General features: G+C 63.9%; 18 protein-coding genes and 1 pseudogene. 7 read left to right on the forward strand and 12 right to left on the reverse strand.

What is annotated here, in order from left to right; genetic code table 11:
- Positions 1–42 precede the first annotated feature (42 nt).
- The 5 genes and pseudogenes from AC0V7N_RS04595 to AC0V7N_RS04615 all read right to left on the reverse strand — a co-directional run bounded on the left by AC0V7N_RS04595 (position 43) and on the right by AC0V7N_RS04615 (position 9,995).
- Positions 43–1,557 (reverse strand): malonate--CoA ligase, encoded by a 1,515-nt coding sequence (locus tag AC0V7N_RS04595; RefSeq protein WP_475455112.1) that lies wholly within the window; start codon positions 1,555–1,557, stop codon positions 43–45.
- 181 nt (positions 1,558–1,738) lie between these two features.
- On the reverse strand, positions 1,739–2,482 hold the full coding sequence (locus AC0V7N_RS04600) for a GntR family transcriptional regulator (protein WP_475460207.1): 744 nt from the start codon (positions 2,480–2,482) through the stop codon (positions 1,739–1,741).
- 400 nt (positions 2,483–2,882) lie between these two features.
- Positions 2,883–3,560: a ribulose-phosphate 3-epimerase gene (gene rpe, locus AC0V7N_RS04605; protein WP_475455114.1), complete on the reverse strand. Its 678-nt coding sequence runs from the start codon at positions 3,558–3,560 to the stop codon at positions 2,883–2,885.
- A 1,097-nt stretch (positions 3,561–4,657) separates the two neighbouring features.
- Positions 4,658–7,747, reverse strand: a pseudogene (locus AC0V7N_RS04610) (DUF7929 domain-containing protein); the annotation flags it as partial.
- Between the two features lie 10 nt (positions 7,748–7,757).
- A complete protein-coding gene (locus tag AC0V7N_RS04615; protein WP_475455116.1) occupies positions 7,758–9,995 on the reverse strand; it encodes an NHL repeat-containing protein in 2,238 nt (745 codons plus the stop codon).
- Positions 9,996–10,207: 212 nt separating this feature from the next.
- Here AC0V7N_RS04615 and dnaK point away from each other — a divergent pair, with 212 nt between their 5' ends.
- From dnaK to AC0V7N_RS04645, 6 genes are all read left to right on the forward strand, one after another.
- Positions 10,208–12,124, forward strand: a complete 1,917-nt coding sequence (dnaK, locus tag AC0V7N_RS04620; protein WP_475455118.1) for a molecular chaperone DnaK — start codon at positions 10,208–10,210, stop codon at positions 12,122–12,124.
- 317 nt (positions 12,125–12,441) lie between these two features.
- Positions 12,442–13,572: a molecular chaperone DnaJ gene (gene dnaJ, locus AC0V7N_RS04625; protein WP_172221511.1), complete on the forward strand. Its 1,131-nt coding sequence runs from the start codon at positions 12,442–12,444 to the stop codon at positions 13,570–13,572.
- 149 nt (positions 13,573–13,721) lie between these two features.
- Positions 13,722–14,327: a phospholipid N-methyltransferase PmtA gene (gene pmtA, locus AC0V7N_RS04630; RefSeq protein WP_475455121.1), complete on the forward strand. Its 606-nt coding sequence runs from the start codon at positions 13,722–13,724 to the stop codon at positions 14,325–14,327.
- A 271-nt stretch (positions 14,328–14,598) separates the two neighbouring features.
- The gene (locus AC0V7N_RS04635) at positions 14,599–15,195 is read left to right on the forward strand and encodes an NADPH-dependent FMN reductase (RefSeq protein WP_475455123.1); all 597 of its coding nucleotides are present in this window, start codon (positions 14,599–14,601) and stop codon (positions 15,193–15,195) included.
- Positions 15,196–15,221: 26 nt separating this feature from the next.
- A complete protein-coding gene (gene pyrF, locus AC0V7N_RS04640) occupies positions 15,222–15,920 on the forward strand; it encodes an orotidine-5'-phosphate decarboxylase (RefSeq protein ID WP_475460209.1) in 699 nt (232 codons plus the stop codon).
- 22 nt (positions 15,921–15,942) lie between these two features.
- Complete coding sequence (locus AC0V7N_RS04645; RefSeq protein WP_172221523.1) at positions 15,943–16,230, forward strand: DUF1330 domain-containing protein; 288 nt, start codon at positions 15,943–15,945, stop codon at positions 16,228–16,230.
- 18 nt (positions 16,231–16,248) lie between these two features.
- On the opposite strand, the gene AC0V7N_RS04650 is transcribed toward AC0V7N_RS04645, so the two are convergent.
- Positions 16,249–16,995 (reverse strand): GntR family transcriptional regulator, encoded by a 747-nt coding sequence (locus AC0V7N_RS04650; RefSeq protein WP_475455125.1) that lies wholly within the window; start codon positions 16,993–16,995, stop codon positions 16,249–16,251.
- 78 nt (positions 16,996–17,073) lie between these two features.
- On the opposite strand from AC0V7N_RS04650, the gene AC0V7N_RS04655 reads away from it, so the two are divergent.
- Complete coding sequence (locus AC0V7N_RS04655) at positions 17,074–17,610, forward strand: autotransporter (RefSeq protein ID WP_475455127.1); 537 nt, start codon at positions 17,074–17,076, stop codon at positions 17,608–17,610.
- Positions 17,611–17,630: 20 nt separating this feature from the next.
- Here AC0V7N_RS04655 and AC0V7N_RS04660 read toward each other — a convergent pair whose 3' ends face one another.
- The 6 genes from AC0V7N_RS04660 to AC0V7N_RS04685 form a co-directional block, all read right to left on the reverse strand.
- The gene (locus AC0V7N_RS04660) at positions 17,631–18,899 is read right to left on the reverse strand and encodes a low temperature requirement protein A (protein ID WP_475455129.1); all 1,269 of its coding nucleotides are present in this window, start codon (positions 18,897–18,899) and stop codon (positions 17,631–17,633) included.
- A 171-nt stretch (positions 18,900–19,070) separates the two neighbouring features.
- A complete protein-coding gene (locus AC0V7N_RS04665) occupies positions 19,071–20,144 on the reverse strand; it encodes a D-alanine--D-alanine ligase family protein (RefSeq protein WP_475455131.1) in 1,074 nt (357 codons plus the stop codon).
- A 132-nt stretch (positions 20,145–20,276) separates the two neighbouring features.
- On the reverse strand, positions 20,277–21,152 hold the full coding sequence (locus AC0V7N_RS04670) for an SMP-30/gluconolactonase/LRE family protein (RefSeq protein WP_475455133.1): 876 nt from the start codon (positions 21,150–21,152) through the stop codon (positions 20,277–20,279).
- Positions 21,152–21,790, reverse strand: coding sequence for a 2-dehydro-3-deoxy-6-phosphogalactonate aldolase (locus AC0V7N_RS04675; RefSeq protein WP_475455135.1), 639 nt, complete (start codon positions 21,788–21,790; stop codon positions 21,152–21,154). The genes AC0V7N_RS04670 and AC0V7N_RS04675 overlap by 1 nt, the downstream gene beginning before the upstream one ends.
- Complete coding sequence (locus tag AC0V7N_RS04680; protein WP_475455137.1) at positions 21,787–22,731, reverse strand: 2-dehydro-3-deoxygalactonokinase; 945 nt, start codon at positions 22,729–22,731, stop codon at positions 21,787–21,789. Before AC0V7N_RS04680 ends, AC0V7N_RS04675 begins: the two co-directional genes overlap by 4 nt.
- Complete coding sequence (locus tag AC0V7N_RS04685; protein WP_475455139.1) at positions 22,728–23,495, reverse strand: SDR family NAD(P)-dependent oxidoreductase; 768 nt, start codon at positions 23,493–23,495, stop codon at positions 22,728–22,730. The genes AC0V7N_RS04680 and AC0V7N_RS04685 overlap by 4 nt, the downstream gene beginning before the upstream one ends.
- Positions 23,496–23,509: the final 14 nt, after the last annotated feature.

Below are 23,509 nucleotides of genomic sequence, written 5' to 3' on the forward strand. Positions count from 1 at the left end.
TCCAACACTACCAGCCACGGCCGGGTTTGCAGAGTTTACAACCTAGGACGCGTAGAGATCCTTATAGGTATTGCGTAGAAGGTTCTTCTGGACCTTGCCCATGGTGTTGCGCGGCAATTCGTCGACGAAGATCACCTGCTTCGGGTGCTTGTATTTGGCCACCCGCCCGGCAATGGCGCCGAGGATTTCGGCTCCGGTGATCCGCGATGCCGGCGCCCGCACGACGACCGCGGTGACGCCTTCGCCGAAATCGGGATGGGCAACGCCGATGACGGCGCTCTCGCTCACCCCGTCAAGCGCGTCGATCTCGCTTTCGAGTTCCTTCGGATAGATGTTGTAGCCACCTGAAATGATCAGGTCCTTGCCGCGGCCGACGATATGGACATAGCCTTCGGTGTCGATCATGCCGAGATCGCCGGTAATGAAGAAACCGTCGGCGCGGAATTCCGCCCTGGTCTTTTCCGGCATGCGCCAGTAGCCGCCAAACACGTTCGGGCCTTTGACCTCGATCATGCCGACCTCACCTTGGGCAAGCGGTTTGCCGCTGTCGGGATCGGCAATGCGCAGCGCGACACCAGGCAAGGGGAAGCCGACCGTGCCGGCGCGCCGTTCACCCTCATAGGGGTTCGAGGTGTTCATGTTGGTCTCGGTCATGCCGTAACGTTCGAGGATGGCGTGGCCGGTGCGCTCGCGCCAGGCCTTGTGCGTCTCGGCCAGCAGCGGCGCCGAGCCGGACACGAACAGGCGGATATTCTTAGCCGTCTCACAGTCCAGACCGTCCTGCTGCAAAAGCCTGGTATAGAAGGTCGGCACGCCCATCAGCGCCGTGGCGCGCGGCAGCAGCGCGATGATGCGGGCCGGATCGAATCTCTGTTCGAACAGCATCGAGGCGCCGGCCGTCAGGATGACATTGGTGGCGACGAACAGGCCGTGCGTATGGAAGATCGGTAGCGCGTGGATCAGCACATCGCCTGATGTGAAGCGCCATTGCTCGACCAGCACCCGCGCGTTCGAGGCGAGGTTCTCGTGACTGAGCATGGCGCCTTTCGAACGGCCGGTGGTTCCCGACGTGTAGAGGATTGCGGCGAGATCATCCGCCCCCCGCTCGACATCGTGAAAATCCGACGGCAGGCGCGACGCCTGGTCCGCCAGCGATCCCCGGCCATTGCGATCGAGTGTGACCACGACGGCACCTGACGGTTCGACCATGCGCTCGATATCCACCGACTTCGCCGGATCGCAGACGATGACCCGCGGTGCGGCATCCCCAAAGAAATAGCCGAGCTCGGGCAGCGTGTAGGCGGTGTTGAGCGGCAGGAAGACGGCACCAGCACGCACACAGGCGAGATAGAGCAGCAGTGCCTCCGGGCTCTTCTCGACCTGCACGGCAACCCGGTCGCCGGGCTCGACGTCCAGTTGCAGCAGCGCATGCGCGAGCTGTGCCGACCGCGCCAGCATGTCGCCATAACTGAGCGAGCGCCCATCATCTGTCTCCATCAACAGACGCCCGGGCGCCGGCATCCGCGACCGGAACGCATCGAACAGATGATTGCTCATGAAGTCTTCCCTGGGTGGCGGCAATGGCTGTGCCGGACACGCTCATCGGGTGGCATGCATCGGCGGCGAAGAGTTCGCGTTTCCGAGGCATGCCGTCAAGACCGCAAACGGCGGTCCAGCGCCTCACGTCCGCCGAGGGATCGCTAGTGATTGCGGCAAGGGCCGCCAAAGGGAATGATCGTTACCGTCGGGCGCGTTCGGCCGCGACGGCCGCTTTTGCGATTTCGCCTTGCTTGAAGCGTTCCATGCACATGGCAGCGGTCAGTTGGTAGTGATCGATCAAGGCCTGGACGGCGCCGTCGGCATTGCCGTCCAACGCGCTTTCGGCGATCAGCCGGTGTTCAGCGAAATCGTCGCGCTGGATGCTTTCGCCGTCATTGGCCATTTGCCGGTAGCGATAGGCGTGATCGGAAAGCTGATCGCAGAAGCCCACCAGCCAGTGCGACCGGCAGGCCGAGATCAGCACCCGATGGAAGGTGCGGTGCAATTTTTCCCAATCCGGATCGAGCGACGTGGCATTTTGCGGTGAAAGACGTGAGGCGCGGCCCAGGCGATGCAGCGCCAGCACCAGCTGTTCTTCCCATTCGGCGGTGCGGTGAGCAATGGATTCGCGAAGCGCCCGCTCCTCGAGCCAGCAGCGGGTGTGCGTCAGCTCCTCAAGCTCCGCCGCAGTGACCGGCATGATGAAAAAGCCACGCTGGTCGTGACGACCAAGAAGTCCTTCGGAGGCAAGGCGATTGAGGGCTTCACGAACCGGGGAAGCGCCGGCGCCATATTTGGAAACAACCCACTCGACCCGCAGCTTGCTTTCGGTTTCAAGAGCGCCGCCGAGAAGATCATCACGCAATTGGTGATAGACCGTACTGGCAAGTGTGCTCTTGGATCCTGTGCTGTCGTCGTTCAGGTTGGCAGCTCCATATGTCAAAATTGACTCCTTGTCCCCATTTTTCCCCGGGCAATTCGAGTCCGAAAAGAATCCTTCCGTACGTGTACCATACAGTGTTTGCGTCCATAGGCTCAAGCACAACATACCGCTATTGTACTTAAGCACAAAGGAATATACCCCGATCTGCATCGGATCGTGCAAATTTGCGCGTCTCTACAACCAGTAGAAACTTAACGTGTTTTGTATGCACGCAGGATCATCTGTTTCCTGTGTGCCCATGCGTGCATCTTTTCTGTCGCGCGCAAAGACAGCGGATGGTTCGCCCGAATCAGGCCTTCTCAGCAAATCTGATTCGGGTAGGGCGCACCCTGAAAGAGCCGCGTCCGCACAACGGCTCTTGGCCGACCTGTCGGATTGAAACGAGATGATCGCGGTGAGTTTAGCCGGCGGCCTTGTCGGCCGCCGTCCTGATCGCCTCGATGTTGGCGCGGTAAGCTTCGACGCTGCCGCCCTTGAAGATGGCGGCACCTGCCACAAGCACATCGGCGCCGGCCGATGTGACCAGGGGGGCTGTCTCCGGCGAAACGCCGCCGTCGATCTCGATGCGGATCGGCCGGCCGCCGATCAGCGCCTTGACCCTTCTCACCTTGTCGACCATCGCCGGGATGAAAGCCTGGCCGCCGAAACCCGGATTGACGGTCATGATCAGGATCAGGTCGAGCCGGTCGAGCACATATTCGATCATCGTTTCCGGCGTCGCCGGATTGAGCGACACACCGGCCTTCTTGCCGAGGTTCCTGATGGTCTGCAACGAGCGGTCGAGATGCGGCCCGGCCTCCGCATGCACCGTCATGCCGTCACAGCCGGCCTCGGCGAAGGCGGCGAGATAGGGATCGGCCGGCGCAATCATCAGATGGCAGTCGAAGAAAGCCTTGGTGCGGTTGCGGATCGCCTTGATGACGGGCGGACCGAAGGTGATGTTGGGGACGAAATGACCATCCATGACATCAAGATGGATCCAATCCGCGCCTGCCGCGGCCACCGCTTCGACCTCGTCGCCGAGCTTCGAAAAGTCCGAAGCCAGCACCGAAGGTGCGATCAAGGTCTTTTTGCTCATCGTGCGGCCTTTCCGAGCGCCTTTTTCATTCGGCTCTGAACCGACTGCCTAATGCGCTCCAGGTGACTTGTCGAGTGCGCAGGCAAGGCGGCTCCACAGGCTTGGGTGGCGTTGCTGCGTTGCCGCCAATTCCCACTTGCCCCGGCGCATGAAAGAAAAACCCGCCGAAATCGCTCCGGCGGGTTTCTGGTCTGGCGTCGAGCAGATCGTTATTGCTGCTGGAGCTTCAGGATCCTGGCCGGATCCTGCTGCTGTTCGACCTGTGGCTGACGCCGTGGCAGGACCTGTTGCAGCAGCAGGCCCGGGTTGAGCTCCAGGGACGGCTGCCCGCGCATCGGCCGGCAGTTGGGGAACCGCCCAACCGTGCCTTCCGGACAGCGCCGCCTGAAGATCGGCTGACACTGGCCATTGACCATCTGCGAGCCCGGTGCGCATTCCGTCTGTTGCCGGGGTTTGCGGCATGCGCCGTCGATCACCTCGGTCCCACGCGGGCAGACACAGTCGCCGCGCTTGTTGTGGACCTGGCCGCGTATATCGCACTGCTCCAGTTCCGGCTGCTTGCGGCGGCAGGCATTGCCTTGCACCTCGGTACCCCGCGGGCAGACGCAATTGCCGTCGGCGTCGTGGACCTGGCCACGGATGGTGCACTGGTCGGGCTTCGGCCTAACCGGACGGCAGACATTGCCCCTGACTTCCGTGCCTTCCGGGCAGACACAATCGCCATTGGCGTTGTGGATCTGGCCACGGATCGTGCACTGGTCAGGCTTCGGCCGGACCGGACGGCAGGCACCGTTGCGCACCTCTGTCCCTTGCGGGCAGACGCAGTCGCCATCGGCATTGTGGATCTGGCCACGGATGGTGCACTGCTCAGGCTTCGGCCGGGCCGGACGGCAGGCACCGTTGCGCACCTCGGTCCCTTGTGGGCAGACGCAGTCGCCATCGGCATTGTGGATCTGGCCACGGATGGTGCAGTGCTCAGGCTTCGGCCTGTCTCTCACACACGCATTCGCTTGCCTGTCGAGATGCGTGCCGTCAGGGCAGTAGCAGCCATTGCCGTCCGAAGTCGGGACCGAACCGGGTATGGTGCAGCCTGGCTTGTCGGTCCTGACGCAGGCGCCGTTCTCCAGCTCCGTGCCGCGCGGGCAGATGCAGCGCCCGTCCTCGGTGCGTATCTGGCCTTCGAGCAGCACGCAGCGCTTCGGTGGCGGTGGCGTTGGCAGGATGTTGGTGCCGCCGCCAGTGCACTGGCCGTTGCGGAAGGTGGTGCCTTCCGGGCAGACGCAGCGGCCGGCATCGTTCATGACGAAGCCTGGCGAGCACTCCTTCTTCATCTCGTGGGTGATGATGAAGGGGTGGCACGCATAGGCCTTGCCGCGATCGCCCTGCACGTTGGTCTGGTCACCGCCCAGCACGTCGCCGCCGCCCTGCACCCGTGTGTCGGGAGACAGGACGCCGACGCAGTTCTGGCCGTTGACGTTGCCCTGCAGGTTGGCCAGGCGGCCATCGTCGGGGATAACCACTGTCACATGATGCGACTGGCTTTCGCCGGCGCCCAGCGTCAGGCTGGCGATGCAGGACAGAGGCAAGGTTGCCGGTTCGGGCGAGCAGCCGAAGGGCGGGTCGATCGAGGTGATCGCAACGCCATCCAGCCGGCCGAGACCTTCCACGCCGATCGCATCACCGATGCGGACCGGACCGGAGAAGGGGCTCGTCCCATCATTTGTGATGGTGATGTCGAACGAGCAGGCCTGGCCGAGCCGGCATTCGCGGTCGCCGGTCTTTTCGACACGGATGGTCGAAGAGCCGCCGCCCTTGGCGCAGGCCTGGCCGATCGGATAGACGACGTCGTCGCCAGGTGCTGGCCCATAAGAGCCGCGCGCACAGTTCTCGAACTCGCCATTGGCCGAGACCGTCACGTCGAAGTGGCGGCTGGTTCCGGGTGTCATGACGGCGCCCGGAATCTGGCACGACAGCGCATTGGCCGGGACCGGTCCGCATGCCCATTCCGCGCCGTCAGGGGTGACGGTCTGGATCTGGACAGGCGCGCCGCCCGATACCAGCGTGGCGGCATCGTTGACCCGCACCGGACCGGTGGGGGCAGCGGTGCCAAGGCTGATGACGGTGATGCGGCAAGAGATGACCGCGGCACCGGCCAGCGAGCCGTTGCAGACCTTGGTGATGCGCAAGGTCGGCTTGCCGCCATTGGTATGACGGATGCGTTCCTTGGCGCAGGCCTTGTTGTTGGTGAGGTCGACCTCACCGGGAATGGCCTTCACCGCGGCGCAGTTCTCGACCGTATCCGACTGATAGCCGGCCGGCATGACCGCCTTGACGAAGATCGGCGTCGAGGCGCCCGCAGGCAGCGAGATGCCGGCATTATCGCAGCGGAACTGGCCGGGACCATTCGGACCGCAAGTCCAGGGCGGGCTTGGGCCGAAGGTCGAGGAGGCCGGGGCGCCGCCGGGGTAGTTGTCGATCACCGTCAGCGGCCCGTTATAGGTTGAAGTGCCGTTGTTGATGATGTCGATGACGAAGAAGCAGACGCCGTCGGCCGTGCAGACCTCGGTGCGGGCACGCTTCTTCAGGATCAGGTCGACCTTCTTCTCGACCGGCGGCTGGCAGTCGCGGTCACGATCGCCACGGCGGCAAATCGGGATCGAGGCGCAGCCCCTGTCGTTTTGCTGGCTGCCGAACAGCGGCTTGCCGCTGGCCGGATAATTGTAGGTGGCGCAGTTGCGCAACACCTTGCCTTGCCAGCCGCCGGCCGGCTTGAAGCCGAGCTTGAGGTCGACAAAAGCCCCCGGATTGAGCGTGGTCACCGGATAGGTGCATGTCATCGGGGTGGTGCCGGGCACGCAGACCCAGGGCGGATTGGGCCCCGAACTCAGCGTCGAGCCGGCCGGCAGCGTCACCTCGTCGAGCACGATCTTGCCGTTGTAGGGCGCGGTGCCGACATTGGTGACCCTGATGGTGAAGTCGCAGCCGCCGGCCATGGTGCAGCGCGGGACATCGGCGCGTTTCTCGACCTTGAGATCGGGCTCCTTGTCCTTGGGCGGGCAGCGCTGGTCCCGCGGGATGACGATGTCGATGGTCTGCGTGCAGCACAGGCCCCAACCTTCCTTCGGGCCGGCATAGGTCTCGATGCCGGTGACGATGAGGTGGATGACGTCGCCGGGTGACGCGCCGACGATCTTCCAGTTGAGCACACCACCGCCCGGAGGCACCAGCTGGGTGTCGGGGATGATGGTGATGCCGGGTGTCGTCGTCGACACCTGCACCCATTTGCCACCCATCTCCGGGCCGACCGGCATATGGTAGATGAAGGCGCCGCCGCCGGGCACGCAATCAACCGTGCCGCGCTCCACCTTGAAGCATTCATGGTCGGTCGGGGGCGGAGGCTGCTTGTCGCATTTGGTGATGTCGATCTTGATCGAGGTTTTTTCGCCGGTCGCGATGTTGCCGTCGTCCGGCTTGCCCGGATCCTGCGACGGGATGATGGAGCCAGTGCCGGTTCCGGTTGTCACCTTGATCAGGCCCTGGTTGTCGACGATCGTCGGCGAGGGAAACGCGGCGTGGTCGATCTTGGCCGTGATCTGGAAGGTGATGACGCGTTCGTTCGCTGCGCCGACGCCATCGAGATCGTCGGCGGAAAGCCGGAAATCGGAAACTGTCGCCGTGTCGTCGGGATTTGTCGACGTGCTGATTGACGCGCCGGGCAAAGGCCCGCCGGACGAATCCGTGCCGTCGCCGCCGACATGCACGCTGACGATCTGCAGGCCGTGCGGAAGCACGTCCTTGAAGTCGAGCTGAGCTTTTTTCAGCAAGGCCGCCAGGCTCGGATTGGCAAAGTTCTGCGGATCGCCGCGCACGCCGAAGCTCAGGAAATATTCGACATAATCGCAGCTTCGTTGTCCGCCTTTCTTGGTGAAGAAGGGTACGAGCCGGCCCGGCTCCGGATTGACGACGCGTGGATTGTCGAAATCGAGCTTGGGTTGGGTAACAGCGGTGTAGACATCATAGGCGAAGCTTTGCACCGGGGTCAGGGTGGCGACCGCGATACCGGCCGCCATCAGCCAGCGCGCGCCGCGCCTGGCGTATGACAGGGGTTTCATGATCGTCTCCATGACGGTTGACTGCTTGTCGGTTGAGTTGTTTTCCGCGAGCGGGGAGAGTGCGAGATTTTTCATCTTCCCATCCTCAACGTTCGCAGCTGACGGCTGGGGTGCGGAGCGGCAAGGTCATCTTGCAGCAAGGGTAGTAGCCACCCTTGTCCTTGTCGGACTTCCTGTAGAAGCAAAGTCCAACATCCACTCTGTCGCCCGGATCGTGGCCGGTGATGTTGATCGTGTACGGCTTGCCGGGCGCATGCGACATGGGTGAAGTCACCCCGACGCCTGGCGTCCTGGACTGGGCCTTGATCGAATCGCCGCCGAAGCCGGCATGGTCATGGAGATAGAGATCGGCCTCGAGGCCCGAAGGCGTGCAGTAATACTGGACGTCGTCGACATCGAGACAGGGAGGCAGATTGCCAGGCGGTGGGAAGTCCGGCGGATAGAACGGAGGCAGATAGCCGCCCGGGATTTCTTCATAATAGCCGGCACGGCCCTCGCAGGGGTGCCAGACGGCGACGTCGCCGACATGGCCTTCCACTTCGGGATCCTCGAAATAGCCGTCGAAATCGACGAACCACGAGCCGAAGGGTGGCACGTTGGCCGGCTTGACCAGGTCCTTGGGCGTGATCTGCACGCCATGCACGGCAAGTGGCCCGCCAGCGGCGAGCTGCTCGGCAAGCGTTGGATTGTCGCGCAGTTTGTCGCCGGTGTTGACCAACGTCTGTGTACAGACCGAAGTGTCGAGATTGCCGTCGGCGTCATAGCCATATTGCAGGTCGAGACCGCCGGCCGACTGCCGGTTGCCTTGCGGGAAACCGACCGCATATTCCTGCGGCACTTCAACCCAGACCGATTCCGTTGCCGGATCGTCCGGGTTCTCTCTGAAGTAGCGAATGACCTCGCCCTTGCCGGAATCGGCGAAGCGGCTGTAATCATAGCGGTTTTCGACCGGGCCGCGCTGGGCGAGGTACATGAAGCCGCTGTTGTCGAAGGCGATGTCGGTGACGGCGTAGTCCTTGTCGGCCTTGACCGTCAGTTCCCAGCGCGGATCGCCGGCAAAGGTGCCGTCGCGGGCAATGCCCACCGACCAGATTTCCGACTTTTCGCCGACCGAATAATAGAGCCGGCCGCCATGGTAGGAGACAGCCCAGACGCGGCGGTCGTCCTGGGTGTAGCCCCAGGTCTCGGGATCTTCCGTGTCGAAGGCGGCACCTTGTATGTCCATCACCGCGCCATCGTCGGCGACCGGAGCCAGCCCGTGCGCCGGGCGCCCGGCGACGCCATGATCGAAGGTGTCGATCAGTCTGCCGTTGGCGTCGATGCGATGGATCAGGCCGGTGTCGAGGTCGGAGGCGAAGAACTGGCGGTGGTTGGGATCGAAGGTGATATTGCCGATGCCGGGACCGCTGTTGGTGTCGATGTCGGCGAATTTGGCAACCTGGCCGGTGATGCCGTCGATCTTCCAGATCGTGCCCGGCCCGCCGCCGTTTTCGGTGCCGAACTGGCCTTCCATGAAGGTGGCGCCTGATGTGCCGCGGCGCTGCCGCTCCGGCCTGCCGTCACTGTCGGCGTCCGGCGTGACGATTTCTATGCCGTGCAGCGAGGTGGCGGCGGCGTAAAGGTTGGGAATGCCCGACGGCACACCATCGCGCACGCCGTCATCATAGGTGAGGCCGAACACTTCGCCGATCTGGCCTGATGTCACCTCGAAAGGCGGCGGCGTGAAGACGAGCTGGCCCGAGGCCGGCCCACCCAGGTGCGAAACGTCGAACACGCGCAAGGTGGCGCGTGTGGTGTCGATGAAGGTTTCGTCGACCGGATCGACGCCGGGCGGCAGGCCCTCATCCAAATTGGGAATGACGGTCCCGGGGAAGCCGGTGACCGCCATCGAGCCGGGATAGATGATCTGGGTTTCCTGCGCCTGGGCGGGGCCGCCAAGCCACAGGCCGGCGGCAAGTGCCAGGGCCAGCAACCCGCCACCGGCATAAGCGGTGCGGCGCAAATGGCCACGGAGAGACGATGCGAACGAGCCGCGGATGCGAGACATGACACTACCCCCGTAGTCCAGGGGAGAAACGTCCGGGGCCGCCGCGCAAATCAGGGCAGGGCGCGGCGGTCCGGCTCGTTCTTCCCTGATCGAATTGTCTGCTTTCCTCGAAATCACGATACGCCTGCTCTTACGCAGGGTCAACGGAATCAGCGGAAAGCCCAGCGCATCGACCCCGTCCCGAAGGCGGTGGTCGCGCCGAGCTCCTGTTGTTCCCGGAGACCTGGGAGCCTCTGGGTTGCTGGTCATGGGGGCTTCCTTTCCGGGCCGCACCATGCGGCACCTGGACGTCAGTCGCGCGCGGAGGTGGAAAGGTTCATGGAAGCCTTGCGCAGAATGCTTGCGCCCGATGCCGGCTGTTCTTATATACGCGCCAAGCCGTGCGGCGGCGGAACACCGGTTGCCGAACGGGATTTCTTATGAACAGGGGCTTTCGTTGGAACGCCTTTACGGGTCCTGAAAGCCTGCTTAGCGGAGAGACTAGAAAAATGGCAAAAGTAATCGGTATCGATCTCGGCACCACAAACTCCTGCATCGCCATCATGGATGGCAAGGAGCCGAAGGTGATCGAGAATGCGGAAGGCGCGCGCACGACGCCTTCCATCGTCGCCATCTCGGGCGACGGCGAACGTCTCGTCGGCCAGCCGGCCAAGCGCCAGGCGGTCACCAATCCTGAAAACACCATCTTCGCGGTCAAGCGCCTGATCGGCCGCCGCTATGACGATCCGGTGACGGAGAAGGACAAGAAGCTTGTCCCCTACAAGATCGTCAAGGGCGACAATGGCGATGCCTGGGTCGAGGCCGGCGGCAAGAAGCAGTCGCCCTCGCAGATCTCGGCCATGATCCTGCAGAAGATGAAGGAAACGGCGGAAGCCTATCTCGGCGAGAAGGTCGAGAAGGCGGTCATCACCGTTCCCGCCTATTTCAACGACGCCCAGCGCCAGGCAACCAAGGATGCCGGCAAGATCGCCGGCCTGGAAGTGCTGCGCATCATCAACGAGCCGACCGCGGCAGCCCTTGCCTACGGCCTCGACAAGAAGGAAGGCAAGACCATTGCCGTCTATGACCTTGGCGGCGGCACGTTCGACATTTCGGTGCTCGAGATCGGCGACGGCGTGTTCGAGGTGAAGTCGACCAATGGCGACACCTTCCTCGGCGGCGAGGATTTCGACATGCGCCTGGTCGAGTATCTGGCGGCCGAGTTCAAGAAGGAACAGGGCATCGACCTGAAGAACGACAAGCTTGCCTTGCAGCGCCTCAAGGAGGCTGCGGAAAAGGCCAAGATCGAGCTGTCGTCGACCACGCAGACTGAAATCAACCTGCCCTTCATCACCGCCGACGCGACCGGGCCGAAGCACCTGACGCTGAAGCTGACGCGCGCCAAGTTCGAAAGCCTGGTCGAGGATCTCGTCCAGCGCACCATCGAGCCCTGTAAGGCGGCGCTCAAGGATGCCGGCCTGAAGGCTGGCGAGATCGACGAAGTGGTCCTGGTCGGTGGCATGACCCGCATGCCCAAGATCCAGGAGATCGTGAAGCAGTTCTTCGGCAAGGAGCCGCACAAGGGCGTCAACCCGGATGAGGTCGTTGCTCTCGGCGCCGCCATCCAGGCCGGCGTGCTGCAGGGCGACGTCAAGGACGTGCTGCTGCTCGACGTGACGCCGCTGTCGCTTGGCATCGAGACGCTGGGTGGCGTGTTCACCCGGCTGATCCAGCGCAACACGACGATCCCGACCAAGAAGAGCCAGGTGTTCTCGACCGCTGAGGACAGTCAGTCGGCCGTGACCATCCGCGTCTTCCAGGGCGAGCGTGAAATGGCCGCCGACAACAAGGCGCTCGGCCAGTTCGACCTGGTCGGCATCCCGCCGGCGCCGCGCGGCGTGCCGCAGATCGAGGTCACTTTCGACATCGACGCCAACGGCATCGTCAACGTTTCGGCCAAGGACAAGGGCACCGGCAAGGAGCACCAGATCCGCATCCAGGCATCGGGTGGTCTTTCGGACGCCGACATCGAGAAGATGGTCAAGGACGCCGAGGCCAATGCCGAGAGCGACAAGAAGCGGCGTGCCGTGGTCGAGGCCCGCAACCAGGCCGAGGCGCTGGTGCATTCTTCCGAGAAGTCGCTGAAGGAATATGGCGACAAGGTCTCGGAAGCCGAGCGCACGGCGATTTCCGATGCGATCGCGGCCCTGAAGACGGCTGCCGAGGGCGACGACGCGGCCGACATCGAGGCCAAGAGCCAGGTGCTTGCCGAAGCTTCGATGAAGCTTGGCCAGGCCATGTACGAGGCCTCGCAGAAGGAAGCGGCGGAAGCCGACGCCAAGGCGGACGCCGCCAAGGATTCTGACGTGGTCGATGCCGATTTCGAGGAAATCGACGAGGACGACGACAAGAAGAAGTCGGCCTGAGCCGCCTGACGGCAAGATAAAGCGCATGACCCCAAAATCGGAACCGATTTTGGAAAGGATCATGCGCCACTCAAGTACTACAGCGTCCTTTGCGCGTCCGAGGACGCGCGGCGCTGTAGGAAGCCCGGCGTAGAGCCGGGCTTTTTTGCAACCCTTGCTGAAAAAATGCGGGACCTTCCTGAAAAAACGACAGAAAAACCCGGACAGACGCACGCCAGCACTGGCATCCGGGCGGCACCGATCCTAAATCGAGACGACGTGCCGGCAAACGACGCAACAATGCATCAAGACGTTGAGCATCCGGACAGCGGGAAAAAATGAAAGCTGATTTCTACGAAACGCTGGGCGTGCAAAAGGGCGCCGACGAGAAGGAGCTCAAGAGCGCTTTCCGCAAGCTCGCCATGCAGTTCCATCCCGACCGCAATCCAGGCGATCATTCCTGCGAGCACAAGTTCAAGGAAATCAACGAAGCCTACGAAACGCTGAAGGACCCGCAGAAGCGCGCGGCCTATGACCGTTTCGGCCACGCCGCCTTCGAGCAGGGCGGCATGAATGGCGGTGCGCAAGGCTTCGGCGCCGGCGGCTTCGCCGACATCTTCGAGGATATTTTCGGCGACATGATGGGCGGGCGCCAGCGCCGCTCTTCCGGCGGCCGCGAGCGCGGTGCCGATCTGCGCTACAATATGGAAATCTCGCTGGAAGAGGCTTTTGCCGGCAAAACCGCGCAGATCCGCGTGCCGGCTTCGATCTCGTGTTCGGAATGCTCGGGCAGCGGCGCCAAGCCGGGCACCCAGCCGGTGACCTGCTCGATGTGCAACGGCCACGGCAAGGTGCGCGCCACGCAAGGCTTCTTCTCGATCGAACGCACCTGCCCGCAATGCCAGGGCCGCGGCCAGACGATCAAGGATCCGTGCCCGAAATGCGCCGGCCAGGGCCGCGTCACCGAGGAACGCTCGCTGTCGGTCAACATTCCGGCCGGCATCGAGGACGGCACCCGCATCCGGCTTGCCAATGAGGGCGAGGCCGGCCTGCGCGGCGGACCTTCGGGAGACCTCTATATTTTCCTGGCGGTGAAGCCGCACGAATTCTTCCAGCGCGACGGCGCCGATCTCTATTGCAAGGTGCCGATCTCGATGACGACGGCAGCCCTTGGCGGCTCCTTCGAGGTGACGACGCTGGACGGCACCCAGACCAAGGTGAAAGTGACCGAAGGCACGCAGAACGGTCGCCAGTTCCGCCTCAAGGGCAAGGGCATGCCGGTGCTGCGCCAGCCCAATGTCGGCGATCTCTACATCCAGACCGCCGTCGAGACGCCGCAGAACCTTACCCGGCGCCAGCGCGAGTTGCTGGAGGAGTTCGAACAACTCTCCTCGCAGGACAATTCGCCCCAATCGAGCGGGTTTTTCGCCCGCATGAAGGATTTCTTCGAATCCTTCGGCGAACGCTGATAGGGCAGGAATGGCGCGTGATCAGATGAAACGCGCCGCATCCCGGGACGCGACCAAATCTATCTTATCCACGACATCGGCAGGGTCTTGCCTTGCCTTGCGCTGCTCAGGTGTTAAGTAACCCTAGGGGAGCGCTGAGGAGAGCTTGCATGACACGTGGTCCCGGACTGCGGAAGGCGCTTGCCGAAAAATTCGACGACGAGCTCAAGTTCTTCAAGGGCTGGATCGACAAGCCGAAGACGGTCGGCTCGATCGTTCCGACGAGCTCGATCACCGCGCGCAAGATGGCCTCGATCGTCAATCCCAGGTCTGGCCTGCCGGTGCTCGAGGTCGGTCCCGGCACAGGCGTCATCACGCGTGCCATCCTGGCTCAGGGTGTGCGGCCCGAAAACCTCTATGCCGTCGAATACAACACGGATTTCGTGCGCCATTTGCGCGGGCTCTATCCCGGCGTCAACGTCATCGAGGGCGATGCCTTCAACCTCAACGCCACGCTTGGCGAGAGGAGCGGGATGATCTTCGATTCCGTCGTCTCCGGCGTGCCGCTGCTCAATTTCCCCGTCGCCCAGCGCATTGCCTACATCGAAAGCCTGCTCGACCGCATCCCGGCGGGCCGTCCGATCGTGCAGCTGACCTATGGCCCGCTGTCGCCGATCCCGGCCGGCCGCGGCGACTACACGGTCAAACATTTCGATTTCATCTTCCGCAACATCCCGCCGACGCAGCTGTGGATCTATCGACGCGAAGCGCACTAATTCCTCGGTGCGGAGCGTTCGCCCATCACTTCGTCATCCACGGGCGGAGCAAGGAGCGAAGCGACGCGGCGCAGACCCGAGGATCCATGCCGCGACCTCTGGGCTCCGCCACGGTGCAAAACTCTGCTCCGCTGCACTCCACGGCAAAGGTCACGGAATGGATCCCAGGGTCTCCGCGACGGAGCTTCGCTCCTGCTTCGCCCAGGGATGACGAAGTTGGCGTTGATTTGAATGGCCTCTGGCTGTACCTGTCCGGGAACAAGGGTGGCCAATGGCAGTGATCCCGAAAATCCTCGTCTTCGCCGGCTCGGTGCGCAGCGGCGCCTATAGCGGCAGGACCGCCGATGTGGCGCAGAAGGAACTTGCGGTGCAGGGCGCCGAGGTGACCCGCATTTCGCTCGCCGATTATCCCCTGCCGATCCTCGACGAGGATCTGGAGAAGGAGAAGGGTGTCCCCGAAAACGCCCAGAAGCTTGCGCGGCTGATCATCGCCCATGACGGGCTGCTGATCGCCACGCCGGAATATAACGGCTCCATCCCGCCGTTGCTCAAGAACACGATCGACTGGGTGAGCCGGGTGCGCCGGGACGGCGGCCGGACGGTCAGGCCGCTTGCCGGCAAGGTCGTTGGCCTGTGCTCGTCCTCCAACGGTCACTTTGCCGGCACACGCTGCATCAACCATCTGCGCGCCGTGTTGGTGCGTTGCCAGATGGAGGTGGTGACGCCGGAATGCTCGGTGCCGGACGGCGGCGACGCCTTCGACGAAGGTGGCAATTTTCGAGACGAGAGACTGCACACATCGATGGAGCATCTATGCCGCACGCTGATCGAAACCTCGCGCATGCTGTCGACGCGGATCGAGGCGTGATCGCCGCAACCATGCAGACCCAGCCCATGCAGGCCAAATCCATGCAGGAAAGATTGATCGTCGGCCTCGACGTGCCAACCGTGAAGGAAGCCGAGCAGGCGGTGCGCGAACTCGACGGCGTCGTCTCCTTCTACAAGATCGGCTATCAGCTGGCCTTTGCCGGCGGGCTCGACTTCGCCAGGGAACTGGCCAGCGGCGGGACAAAAATCTTCCTCGACATGAAGCTGCTCGACATCGACCACACGGTTGCCAAGGGCGTCGAGAACATCGTCAAGATGGGCATGACCATGCTGACCATCCACGCCTATCCGAAGGCGATGAAGGCGGCGGTGGAAGCGGCCAGGGGCAGCGAGCTTTGCCTGCTCGCCGTCAGCGTGCTGACCTCGATGGACGAGCAGGACGTGATCGACGCGGGCTATGAGTACGATCCGCACACGCTGGTGCTCAGGCGCTCGGAACAGGCGCTGCATGCCGGCATGGGCGGCATCGTCTGCTCGGCGGCGGAGGCCGAAGCGGTGCGCCGCATCGCCGGGCCCGACATGGCGGTGGTGACGCCCGGCATCCGGCCGGCCGGCAGCGACCATGGCGACCAGAAGCGTGTGGTGACGCCGGCGCAAGCGATCCGCAACGGCGCCAGCCACCTCGTCGTTGGCCGGCCGATCGTCGCGGCAAGCGACCGCCGCGTGGCGGCGCAAGCGATCCTCGAAGAAATGCGCTCTGCTTAATTTCCAAGTTCGGAGAAGAACAATGCCAAAGGGATACTGGGTCGCTCGTGTCGATGTGCGCGATGCCGAAGGCTACAAGGACTATGTGGCCGCCGCCAAACCCGCCTTCGAGCGGTTCGGCGCGAAATTCCTGGCGCGCGGCGGCGAGCATGAAAAGGCGGAAGGGCCAGGGCGTGCGCGCAACGTCATCATCGAATTCGAGTCGCTCGCGGCGGCGCATGACTGCTACCACTCGCCGGAATATCAGCGCGCGGTCGCGATCCGCCAGAAGGTCGCCGACGGCGAGATCGTGCTGGTCGAAGGCGCCTGACGTCGGTCTCGAGGTTTCTCAGACGAAGTCCTGAAGGTTCACGTCGCGCAGCTTGGCCCCGCCAAGCAGGGCGCCGACCAGCTGGTGCTTGAGGGCAAGGCACTGCGAGCGGGCAAGTTTCACGATTGCCGGGACATCGCTCTTCTCGCAGGCCTGCAGCAGCTGCTTCTGCTGTTCGATGATCAGCGGCATGAAATCGCGCGACTTGAAGCCGAGATGGAGCGTCCGCTCCGACTGGTCGAGGATCTGGCTCAGCAGCTGTGCCAGCCGCAGATTGCCGGAAAGCTCGACAATCGCCAGGCGAAAGGCACGATCGGCCGCCAGGAACGCAACAGGGCTGCGCAGCGTCTCGGGCTTCAGCACTTTCCTGGCCGCAAGCCTGATCTCCTCCAACCCGCGCTCGGTGATGCCTGATGTGGCAACCCGGAACACTTCGGGTTCGATCAGGCTGCGGACATCGAAGATCTCGTTGACGTCGCGTAGAGTTAGCGTCGTGATGACATAGCCACGGCGTGGCTCGCTCCGGACCAGGCCCTCCTGCATGAGACGGGCCAGTGCCGAGCGGATCGTCGCCTTCTTGATGCCGTAGCGCGCCTCGATCTGCTTTTCGGTCAACGCTTCACCGGGCGACAGGACGCACGCGACGATATCGCTCTTCAGCTGTTCGTAGGCCTGTTCGCTGCGCAGCACATCCGCCGTCGATAGCGCCGTTGTCCCGTCGGGGGACGCGGCCGATTTCGATGGCGTGGCTTTTGTCGGCTTCATGCTTCTCTCGCTTTGCGCCGGCCTTGACATTGGCCATCTTAGCTACTCTAACTGAGCATCTCAGGCAGGAGCTGTGGCATGCCTCTATCCGCCGACTCCCCTCTCTACCCCGCGATCAAGGATATCGTCAACGCGGCGGCAGGCCCCCATCCCTTCGATGAGGTCAAGGCCGTCTTGAACGACTATACCAATCGCTTCCATGCGCTCGGCGGGCTCGTTCACGAGGAGGATGAGGACGAGCTGCTGCTGCATGCCAACCCGCAGCTGACGATCTACCACATCACGCTTTCGCCCGGGGTGCAGTATCCGCCGCACAACCATTTGATGGACGCCTTGATCGGCATCTATTGGGGCGGCGAGACCAACTTCATCTACAAGCTCGCCGGCGAACAGGTCGACGAGCCGGAGCGGCAGGATTTTGCGGCACCGGCGCTGGTGCACATGTCTTCCAACACCATCCACTCGGTCGCCAATACGGGCAGTGCCCGCTCCGGCGCCCTGCATGTCTATCTCGGCGATCTGCCAGGCACCGATCGCCAGCTGTGGAGCCTGGCCGACAACCGGCCGGAGCCATTCGACAACATCAGCTACATGGCCGGCGCCCGGCCCATTTAGCAATCGCAGGCATAGGCCGGCTAAGGCTGTGTCGAGTGCCCGTCGCCGGCGAGCGCTTCCGCCTGATGGTAATGCCCTAGCATTTCGTAGCCGACGACGGTGACGGCCGGCGCCAGCATCAGGATGACGAGGCAGACCGCCATGTCGACGCCGGCGGACGCGGCAAGGATGGCAACCGCCACGACCGCCGCGGTCGCGACCAGCAGCCAGATGTGGAACGGGTCGAAGCGCCGGACGAGATAGGTGTAGAGCGCATAGATCGCCGCCAGGAAGACACTGACGGGAATTGCGGTGGCAAGCAGCGTCGCAAGCGGGCCGATATGCGCCTTGTGCTCGATGAAATAGGCCGCGACATGCAGCCCGGCGCCGGTGGCGACGATGGCGGTGACGATCAGCATCTGGCCATAGCCCCAGACGAAGGCACGGTTACGGTGGGCATGCAGGATCGGTGCCGAAGGCAGTATGTAATAGACCCACCACATGCCGAAGGTGAGCCCGGTGCCGGCGATGCAGACCAGCGCCGCATCCACGGTCCAGCCTTGCTCCTCGACCACGGCCGACAGGCTCGCGAGCGTTCCAACCACGCCCTCACCCAGCGCGATAATGGCGAACAGGCTGTAGCGCTCGGCCATATGGTGCGCATGCCAGGGGGTGCCGCCATCGCTGCGTTCGGCAACCAGCGGCCCCGCCAGCTCGATAAGGCCGAGGATGACGGCCAGTATGATGCTGGTGCCGACCGGGAAATCGACGACGATCTGCACCACCCAGCCGATCTGGGCGATGGCGATGGCGATGGCATAAGTCAGGCAGGCGCGGCGCCGGGCGGGGTCTTGTCTCGCGGCACGCAGCCACTGGAAGATCATCGCCACCCGCATGATCACATAACCGAACACCATCACCGAATTGTCGAGGTGCTCGCCATGCTCGATGGAAGCGAACATGCGCGGCAGGCCGATGGCCAGCACCAGCACGCCGATCATCTGCACCATGGTGACAAGGCGGAAGACCCAGTCGTCCGTGTCATAGGCCGAGGAGAACCAGGAGAAATTGATCCAGGCCCAGCAGATGGCGAAGCTGGCGAAGGCGAAGCCGAGCAGGGCGGCCGTGTAATGGCCTTCGGCCAGTGCGTGGGCGAGCTGCGAGGAGGCAAAGCTGAATGCCGTCACGAAGGTCAGGTCGAACAGAAGTTCGAGCGGGGTGGCGACACGATGCCCCTCATGCGGATCGCGCCCAACCATGCGCCTGATGTGATGGTGCAGGGTTTCGGAACCGACAGGCGTGGTGTTCATCGCGCGGCCTTCGTTGGAGCCTCTTTGTCTGGCGCAATCCGAACGGCTTCACACTTTTCCCGGAAATTGCCCCATGGTCGTCAGCCGACACTAGAGGCAGGAAAGACAGCGTCAAGGCGCGCAACCAGGACCGAAAGCTGCCAAGTGAAATGGGTGCGGTATAGGCCGCGCCTAGACGCTGCGGTGTTGGCCGATAAGCCGACTGGCGGCGGTTTCGGCCATCGCGTCGGCAAGCTCCAAGTCCCATTGCGACCGGCAATAGGCGCGGAAATCGAAGCAGGGCAGGCCGGGGCAGACCTCGAACTCGATCAGGTGGACCGTGTCGTCGGCCTCGACACGCAGGTCGACGGAGAAGACGTCGCGCAGGCCGAGGCCGTTGATCAGCTGGCTGGCGATCGCCCTGATCCTGGCGTCGGCGACCGGCTGAACGTCGGCAACCGCGACGAGCTCCGGTTCGACATAATCTCCTGCCGCCTTCGCGGCCTCGCCGGTTTCGCCGTAGAGCGCCATACTGTCCGCCATGGTCTGGAAATCGGCGCCGGAATCGACAAAGGCGACGCCGAGCGCTTCGACCCCGACTTGCGGTGTCAGTCCAAGGAAGCTGGCACGCACGTTGCGGCCGGCGACATAGGGCTGCACGACGACGTCGTCGCGATAGGCGGCAAACACCCGCCGGCTGAGCTCCAGCGCGTGGCCGAGATCGCTGCTGCGCGAATCCGGCCAGATGCCGATCTTGGCCCCAAGCCGGTTGGGCTTGACGAACCAGCCGGCGGCGGAGGCCGGCGGCTCGACCAGCCATTTGCCATCCCGGGCAAGGCCGGCCTGCGGCACCGGCAGGCCGAGCGCGCCAAGCACGGCGCCGGAGCGGAATTTGTCCTGGCAGAGCGCGAACAGCGAATCATCGGCGCCGATCGTCCTCAATCCCTTGAGTCGGGCCAGCGCGGGTGCCGCGCCGCCACGGAAATAGGCGATACCGTCGGACAGCGTCCAGACCAGTGTGTTCCGCGCATCCGCACCCTCAAGCGCCTCGGCGGCGGCGTCGAGCGCCACCGGCGCAAAGGCGAGACCGCGCGCCTCGCAGGCGGCGGCAAGGGCACCGAATTCGAGAGCCAGATCGGTCGACTGCGCCAGATAGGACGAGATTTCGGTGGCGCACTGCTGTGGGTAACCGTCGGCGATCAGGCGGTCGAAGCAAGCCTTCTCCGGCTCGTAGACAAGGATAAGCTTTGGCTTGTGGCTCGACATGAACGATTCCCGGCGTGCGATCGCCTACCATCGCACGGGCGACGCAAACGACTTTCGCGAAACCGACCCAAGCCAGACGCCTACGTGACAGCACCCGCTGCGGATATGAGCGGCGGCGGCCACTCAGTCCGTTCAGGCGATCAGCACGCGCGGTTCGAACCGGCCGTTGACGGGAATGTCGAGCAGGAAAGTCATTCCTGCCTGCGGGTCGAGCTGGCGCTGTTTCTCGTCCTTGCCCTTCCAGGCCGAGGTCACCGCCAGCCGGTCGGCCTTGGCGCCGACAAAGGCCGGGCAGGACGCTTGCGTCACCGGCATGGGAACTTCGCGTAGCAATGTGCCATCGGGCGAATAGGCCTTCACTGCCTTGCCGCCCCAGACGGCATTCCACAGCACGCCGTCACGGTCGACGACGGAGCCGTCGACGTAGCCCTTCGAAGAACGATGGTCGACGAACACCTTTGGCTCGCCAACCGGTAGGCCCGTCGCAGGATCGCAGGCGGTACGCATCAAAAGGCCGGTCGCGGTGTCGGTGTAGTAGGCGATCGTTCCGTCCTGCGAAAAACAGATCGAGTTCGACACGGTGATGCCAGTGTAGAGCGTGCGCAGCTCGCCCCTAAAGAACCAGTAGATCGAGCCCGCGCCCTTGCTCTCGTCCTTGGCCATGGTGCCGACCCAAAAAGCACCGCAGGGATGGACGCGGGAATCGTTGGAGCGGGTGACCGGATTGTCGGCCTCGATGGGCGTGTGCAGCGTCAGCTTGCCGGTCGCGACGTCGCGGACAAAAAGCCCCGTCTCGGTGGCGATCAGCTGGCGCTTTTCGTCGATGATGGCGATGGCGCTCGCCATCTGGCCAAGCTCATGGATCTTCAGCGCGCCGCCAGCCACGGGTTTTTCAAGGAGCTGGCCGTTGACGATGTCGAACCAGAACAGCGCATCGGTGGCGGGATCGTAGCTCGGCCCTTCGCCGAGCTGGCAGATGTGATCGGAGAAAACCGAAACCTCGCTCATCATGCCTCTCCGAACACTGCATCCCAGGCTGCCACGGCAGCGTGCGCGCGGGCCGCGACATCATCGACGCTCATGCCCGGCTTGAACAGGCTGGAACCAAGGCCGAAGACCGTGACCCCGACCGCCTTGTAGCCGGCAAAATCCTTTTCCGAAACGCCGCCGACCGCGCCGACCAAGGTCTGCGCCGGCAGCACCGCCCGGATCGCGGAAATGCCACCCGCACCGAGCGCGCTCGCCGGAAAGAATTTCAAGGCCGAGGCGCCCAATCGGATCGCCTGGAACGCTTCGGTCGGTGTGAACACGCCGGGCATGGTCACCATGCCGTAATGCATGGCACGCGCCATCACTTCGGCATCGATGTTGGGGCTGACCAGCAGCCGGCCGCCGGCCTGGTGCAGGCCGTCGACATCGGCTGCCGTCAGCACCGTGCCGGCGCCGACCAGGGCTGTTTTCGGCAGCACTTGGACAATCCTGGCGATCGACGAGAATGGCTGGGGCGAGTTGAGCGGCACTTCGATCGCCTCGATGCCGGCATCGAACAGCGCCTGCCCCATGGCAATCGCTTCAGCGGGCTTCAGCCCGCGCAGGATGGCGACCAGCCCGCGCTTGAGTTTTGGAAAGGCTGCGGTCTCGGTCATGCCAAGGCTCCGGTTCTGGCGATCATGCCGTTTTCGCGCGCGGCTTCGATGAGGCCGCCGCGTACCGCTTCATCCGCGTCGACGGCGCGGAAGGCAAGTCCGGCAAGGTCGAGCGCGGCCGAATAGAGCGAAGCCAGCGCGCCGGAAGCGATCAGCACGACTGGCGCATCGCCGGCGCCATAGCGGCGTTTCGCCGAGGCGATCTCGCCGCCGATCAAAAGCCCGGACAGGCAGGCCGCCGCATCCTCCGCCTTCAGATCCTGCAGGAGCCCGGCGGCGCGGATGGCAAACAGCTTCGACGTGACATCGCCGCCCTCGCCCAGCGCGCGTTCGCACCATTGCCGGAAGAACGGATTGTCCGCCGCCACCGGCGCCGGATGCTCGCCCAGCGAATGCTTGAGGATCGAATGCGTGGCCAGTACCGAAAACAACTCGCCGGTCGGCCATGTGCCGAAGCCGGCAACGGCGCCATCCTCGACCACGACCCATTTCGAATGGGTGCCCGGCATGCAGGCGAGATGTCGCCCCTTTGCCGGCAAACCAGCACCGGCAAGCTGCGTTTCCTCACCGCGCATGACATCCGGCGCATCGGCCAGGCGCTGGGCAAGGCCGGGAACGATGCGGATGTCGCGTTTCTGATCAGCCACGCGGGCGGCACCGCCGAGGATGGCGCCGATCGGCGCCGGCACAGTCACATAAGGCGCCTCGATCCAGCCCTGGCGGGAGCCGGCCATGCCGCAGATGATGACGGGCAGCGTTTCGGGCGCGCCCATGGCGGCCAAATGGCCCTCGAGGACGTTTGAGAAGCCCTTCTCGCGCGCGGTGATCAGGCCGTCATCGCCGCGACGCTCGGCAATCACCTTGCCGCTGCCGTCGATCAGCCATGCTCGGAGCCGGGTCGTGCCCCAATCGAGTGCCGCTACCGCCGGAGTCGCGCTCACAGGAAGCCTCCGTCGACGATCAGCATCTGCGCGGTCAACATGCGCGAGGCGTCCGAGGCCAGGAACAGCACCGTGCCGACCATGTCGTCCGGGCGCATGACATCCTTGATGCACTGCTTGGCGACATGGGCTTCAAGCGCCCCTTCGGTCACCCAACGTTCCTGCTGCCGTTCGGTGATCACCCAGCCGGGCGCGACGGCGTTGACGCGGATGCGGTCGGGCCCAAGCTTGCCGGCCAGCCCCTTGGTCAGGCCGAGGATGCCCGCCTTGGCGGCGGTGTAGGCCGGCATGTCGGGATGATTGATGAGGTAGGACGTCGAGGTGAAATTGATGATCGAGCCGCCGCCGGCCCGCTTCATGCCCGGCGCCACCGCCTGCGCGGTGAAGAAATGTGGTCTGAGGTTAATCGCCTGGTTGTTGTCCCAGAACTCCACGGTGACATCCTCGACGGCGTGGCGCTCGTCCCAGGCGGCATTGTTGATCAGCACCGTGACGTCGCCATGCACTTCTGCCGCTTTGGCCGCCGAGGCGCGCAGCGCCTCGATGTCGCGCAGGTCGGTCTTGAGGTAGAGCGGCCGCCGCCTGAAGTCTCTCTCGATGCGGTCAGCGAGCAGCGTGCTCGGGCCATCGGCGATGTCGATGAAGGTGACATTGGCGCCCTGGCGGACAAAACCCTCGGTCAGGGCCGCGCCGATCCCGGAGCCGCCGCCGGTGATCAGCACCGAGGCTCCCTTGAGGTCGGCAAAATCCGCCGATGGCATCATATTGTTCTCTCCGC

The organism is Mesorhizobium kamtschaticum (assembly GCF_056174585.1).

Bases quoted from the DNA above. Each gene is read 5' to 3' on its own strand.
- AC0V7N_RS04615 (WP_475455116.1), bottom strand. From the start codon at position 9,995: ATGGTGCGGCCCGGAAAGGAAGCCCCCATGACCAGCAACCCAGAGGCT.
- AC0V7N_RS04645 (WP_172221523.1), top strand. From the start codon at position 15,943: ATGCCAAAGGGATACTGGGTCGCTCGTGTCGATGTGCGCGATGCCGAA.
- AC0V7N_RS04635 (WP_475455123.1), top strand. From the start codon at position 14,599: ATGGCAGTGATCCCGAAAATCCTCGTCTTCGCCGGCTCGGTGCGCAGC.
- pyrF (WP_475460209.1), top strand. From the start codon at position 15,222: ATGCAGGCCAAATCCATGCAGGAAAGATTGATCGTCGGCCTCGACGTG.
- AC0V7N_RS04675 (WP_475455135.1), bottom strand. From the start codon at position 21,790: ATGACCGAGACCGCAGCCTTTCCAAAACTCAAGCGCGGGCTGGTCGCC.
- dnaJ (WP_172221511.1), top strand. From the start codon at position 12,442: ATGAAAGCTGATTTCTACGAAACGCTGGGCGTGCAAAAGGGCGCCGAC.
- AC0V7N_RS04670 (WP_475455133.1), bottom strand. From the start codon at position 21,152: ATGAGCGAGGTTTCGGTTTTCTCCGATCACATCTGCCAGCTCGGCGAA.
- dnaK (WP_475455118.1), top strand. From the start codon at position 10,208: ATGGCAAAAGTAATCGGTATCGATCTCGGCACCACAAACTCCTGCATC.
- AC0V7N_RS04685 (WP_475455139.1), bottom strand. From the start codon at position 23,495: ATGATGCCATCGGCGGATTTTGCCGACCTCAAGGGAGCCTCGGTGCTG.
- rpe (WP_475455114.1), bottom strand. From the start codon at position 3,560: ATGAGCAAAAAGACCTTGATCGCACCTTCGGTGCTGGCTTCGGACTTT.
- AC0V7N_RS04595 (WP_475455112.1), bottom strand. From the start codon at position 1,557: ATGAGCAATCATCTGTTCGATGCGTTCCGGTCGCGGATGCCGGCGCCC.
- AC0V7N_RS04650 (WP_475455125.1), bottom strand. From the start codon at position 16,995: ATGAAGCCGACAAAAGCCACGCCATCGAAATCGGCCGCGTCCCCCGAC.
- AC0V7N_RS04655 (WP_475455127.1), top strand. From the start codon at position 17,074: ATGCCTCTATCCGCCGACTCCCCTCTCTACCCCGCGATCAAGGATATC.
- AC0V7N_RS04660 (WP_475455129.1), bottom strand. From the start codon at position 18,899: ATGAACACCACGCCTGTCGGTTCCGAAACCCTGCACCATCACATCAGG.
- AC0V7N_RS04665 (WP_475455131.1), bottom strand. From the start codon at position 20,144: ATGTCGAGCCACAAGCCAAAGCTTATCCTTGTCTACGAGCCGGAGAAG.
- pmtA (WP_475455121.1), top strand. From the start codon at position 13,722: ATGACACGTGGTCCCGGACTGCGGAAGGCGCTTGCCGAAAAATTCGAC.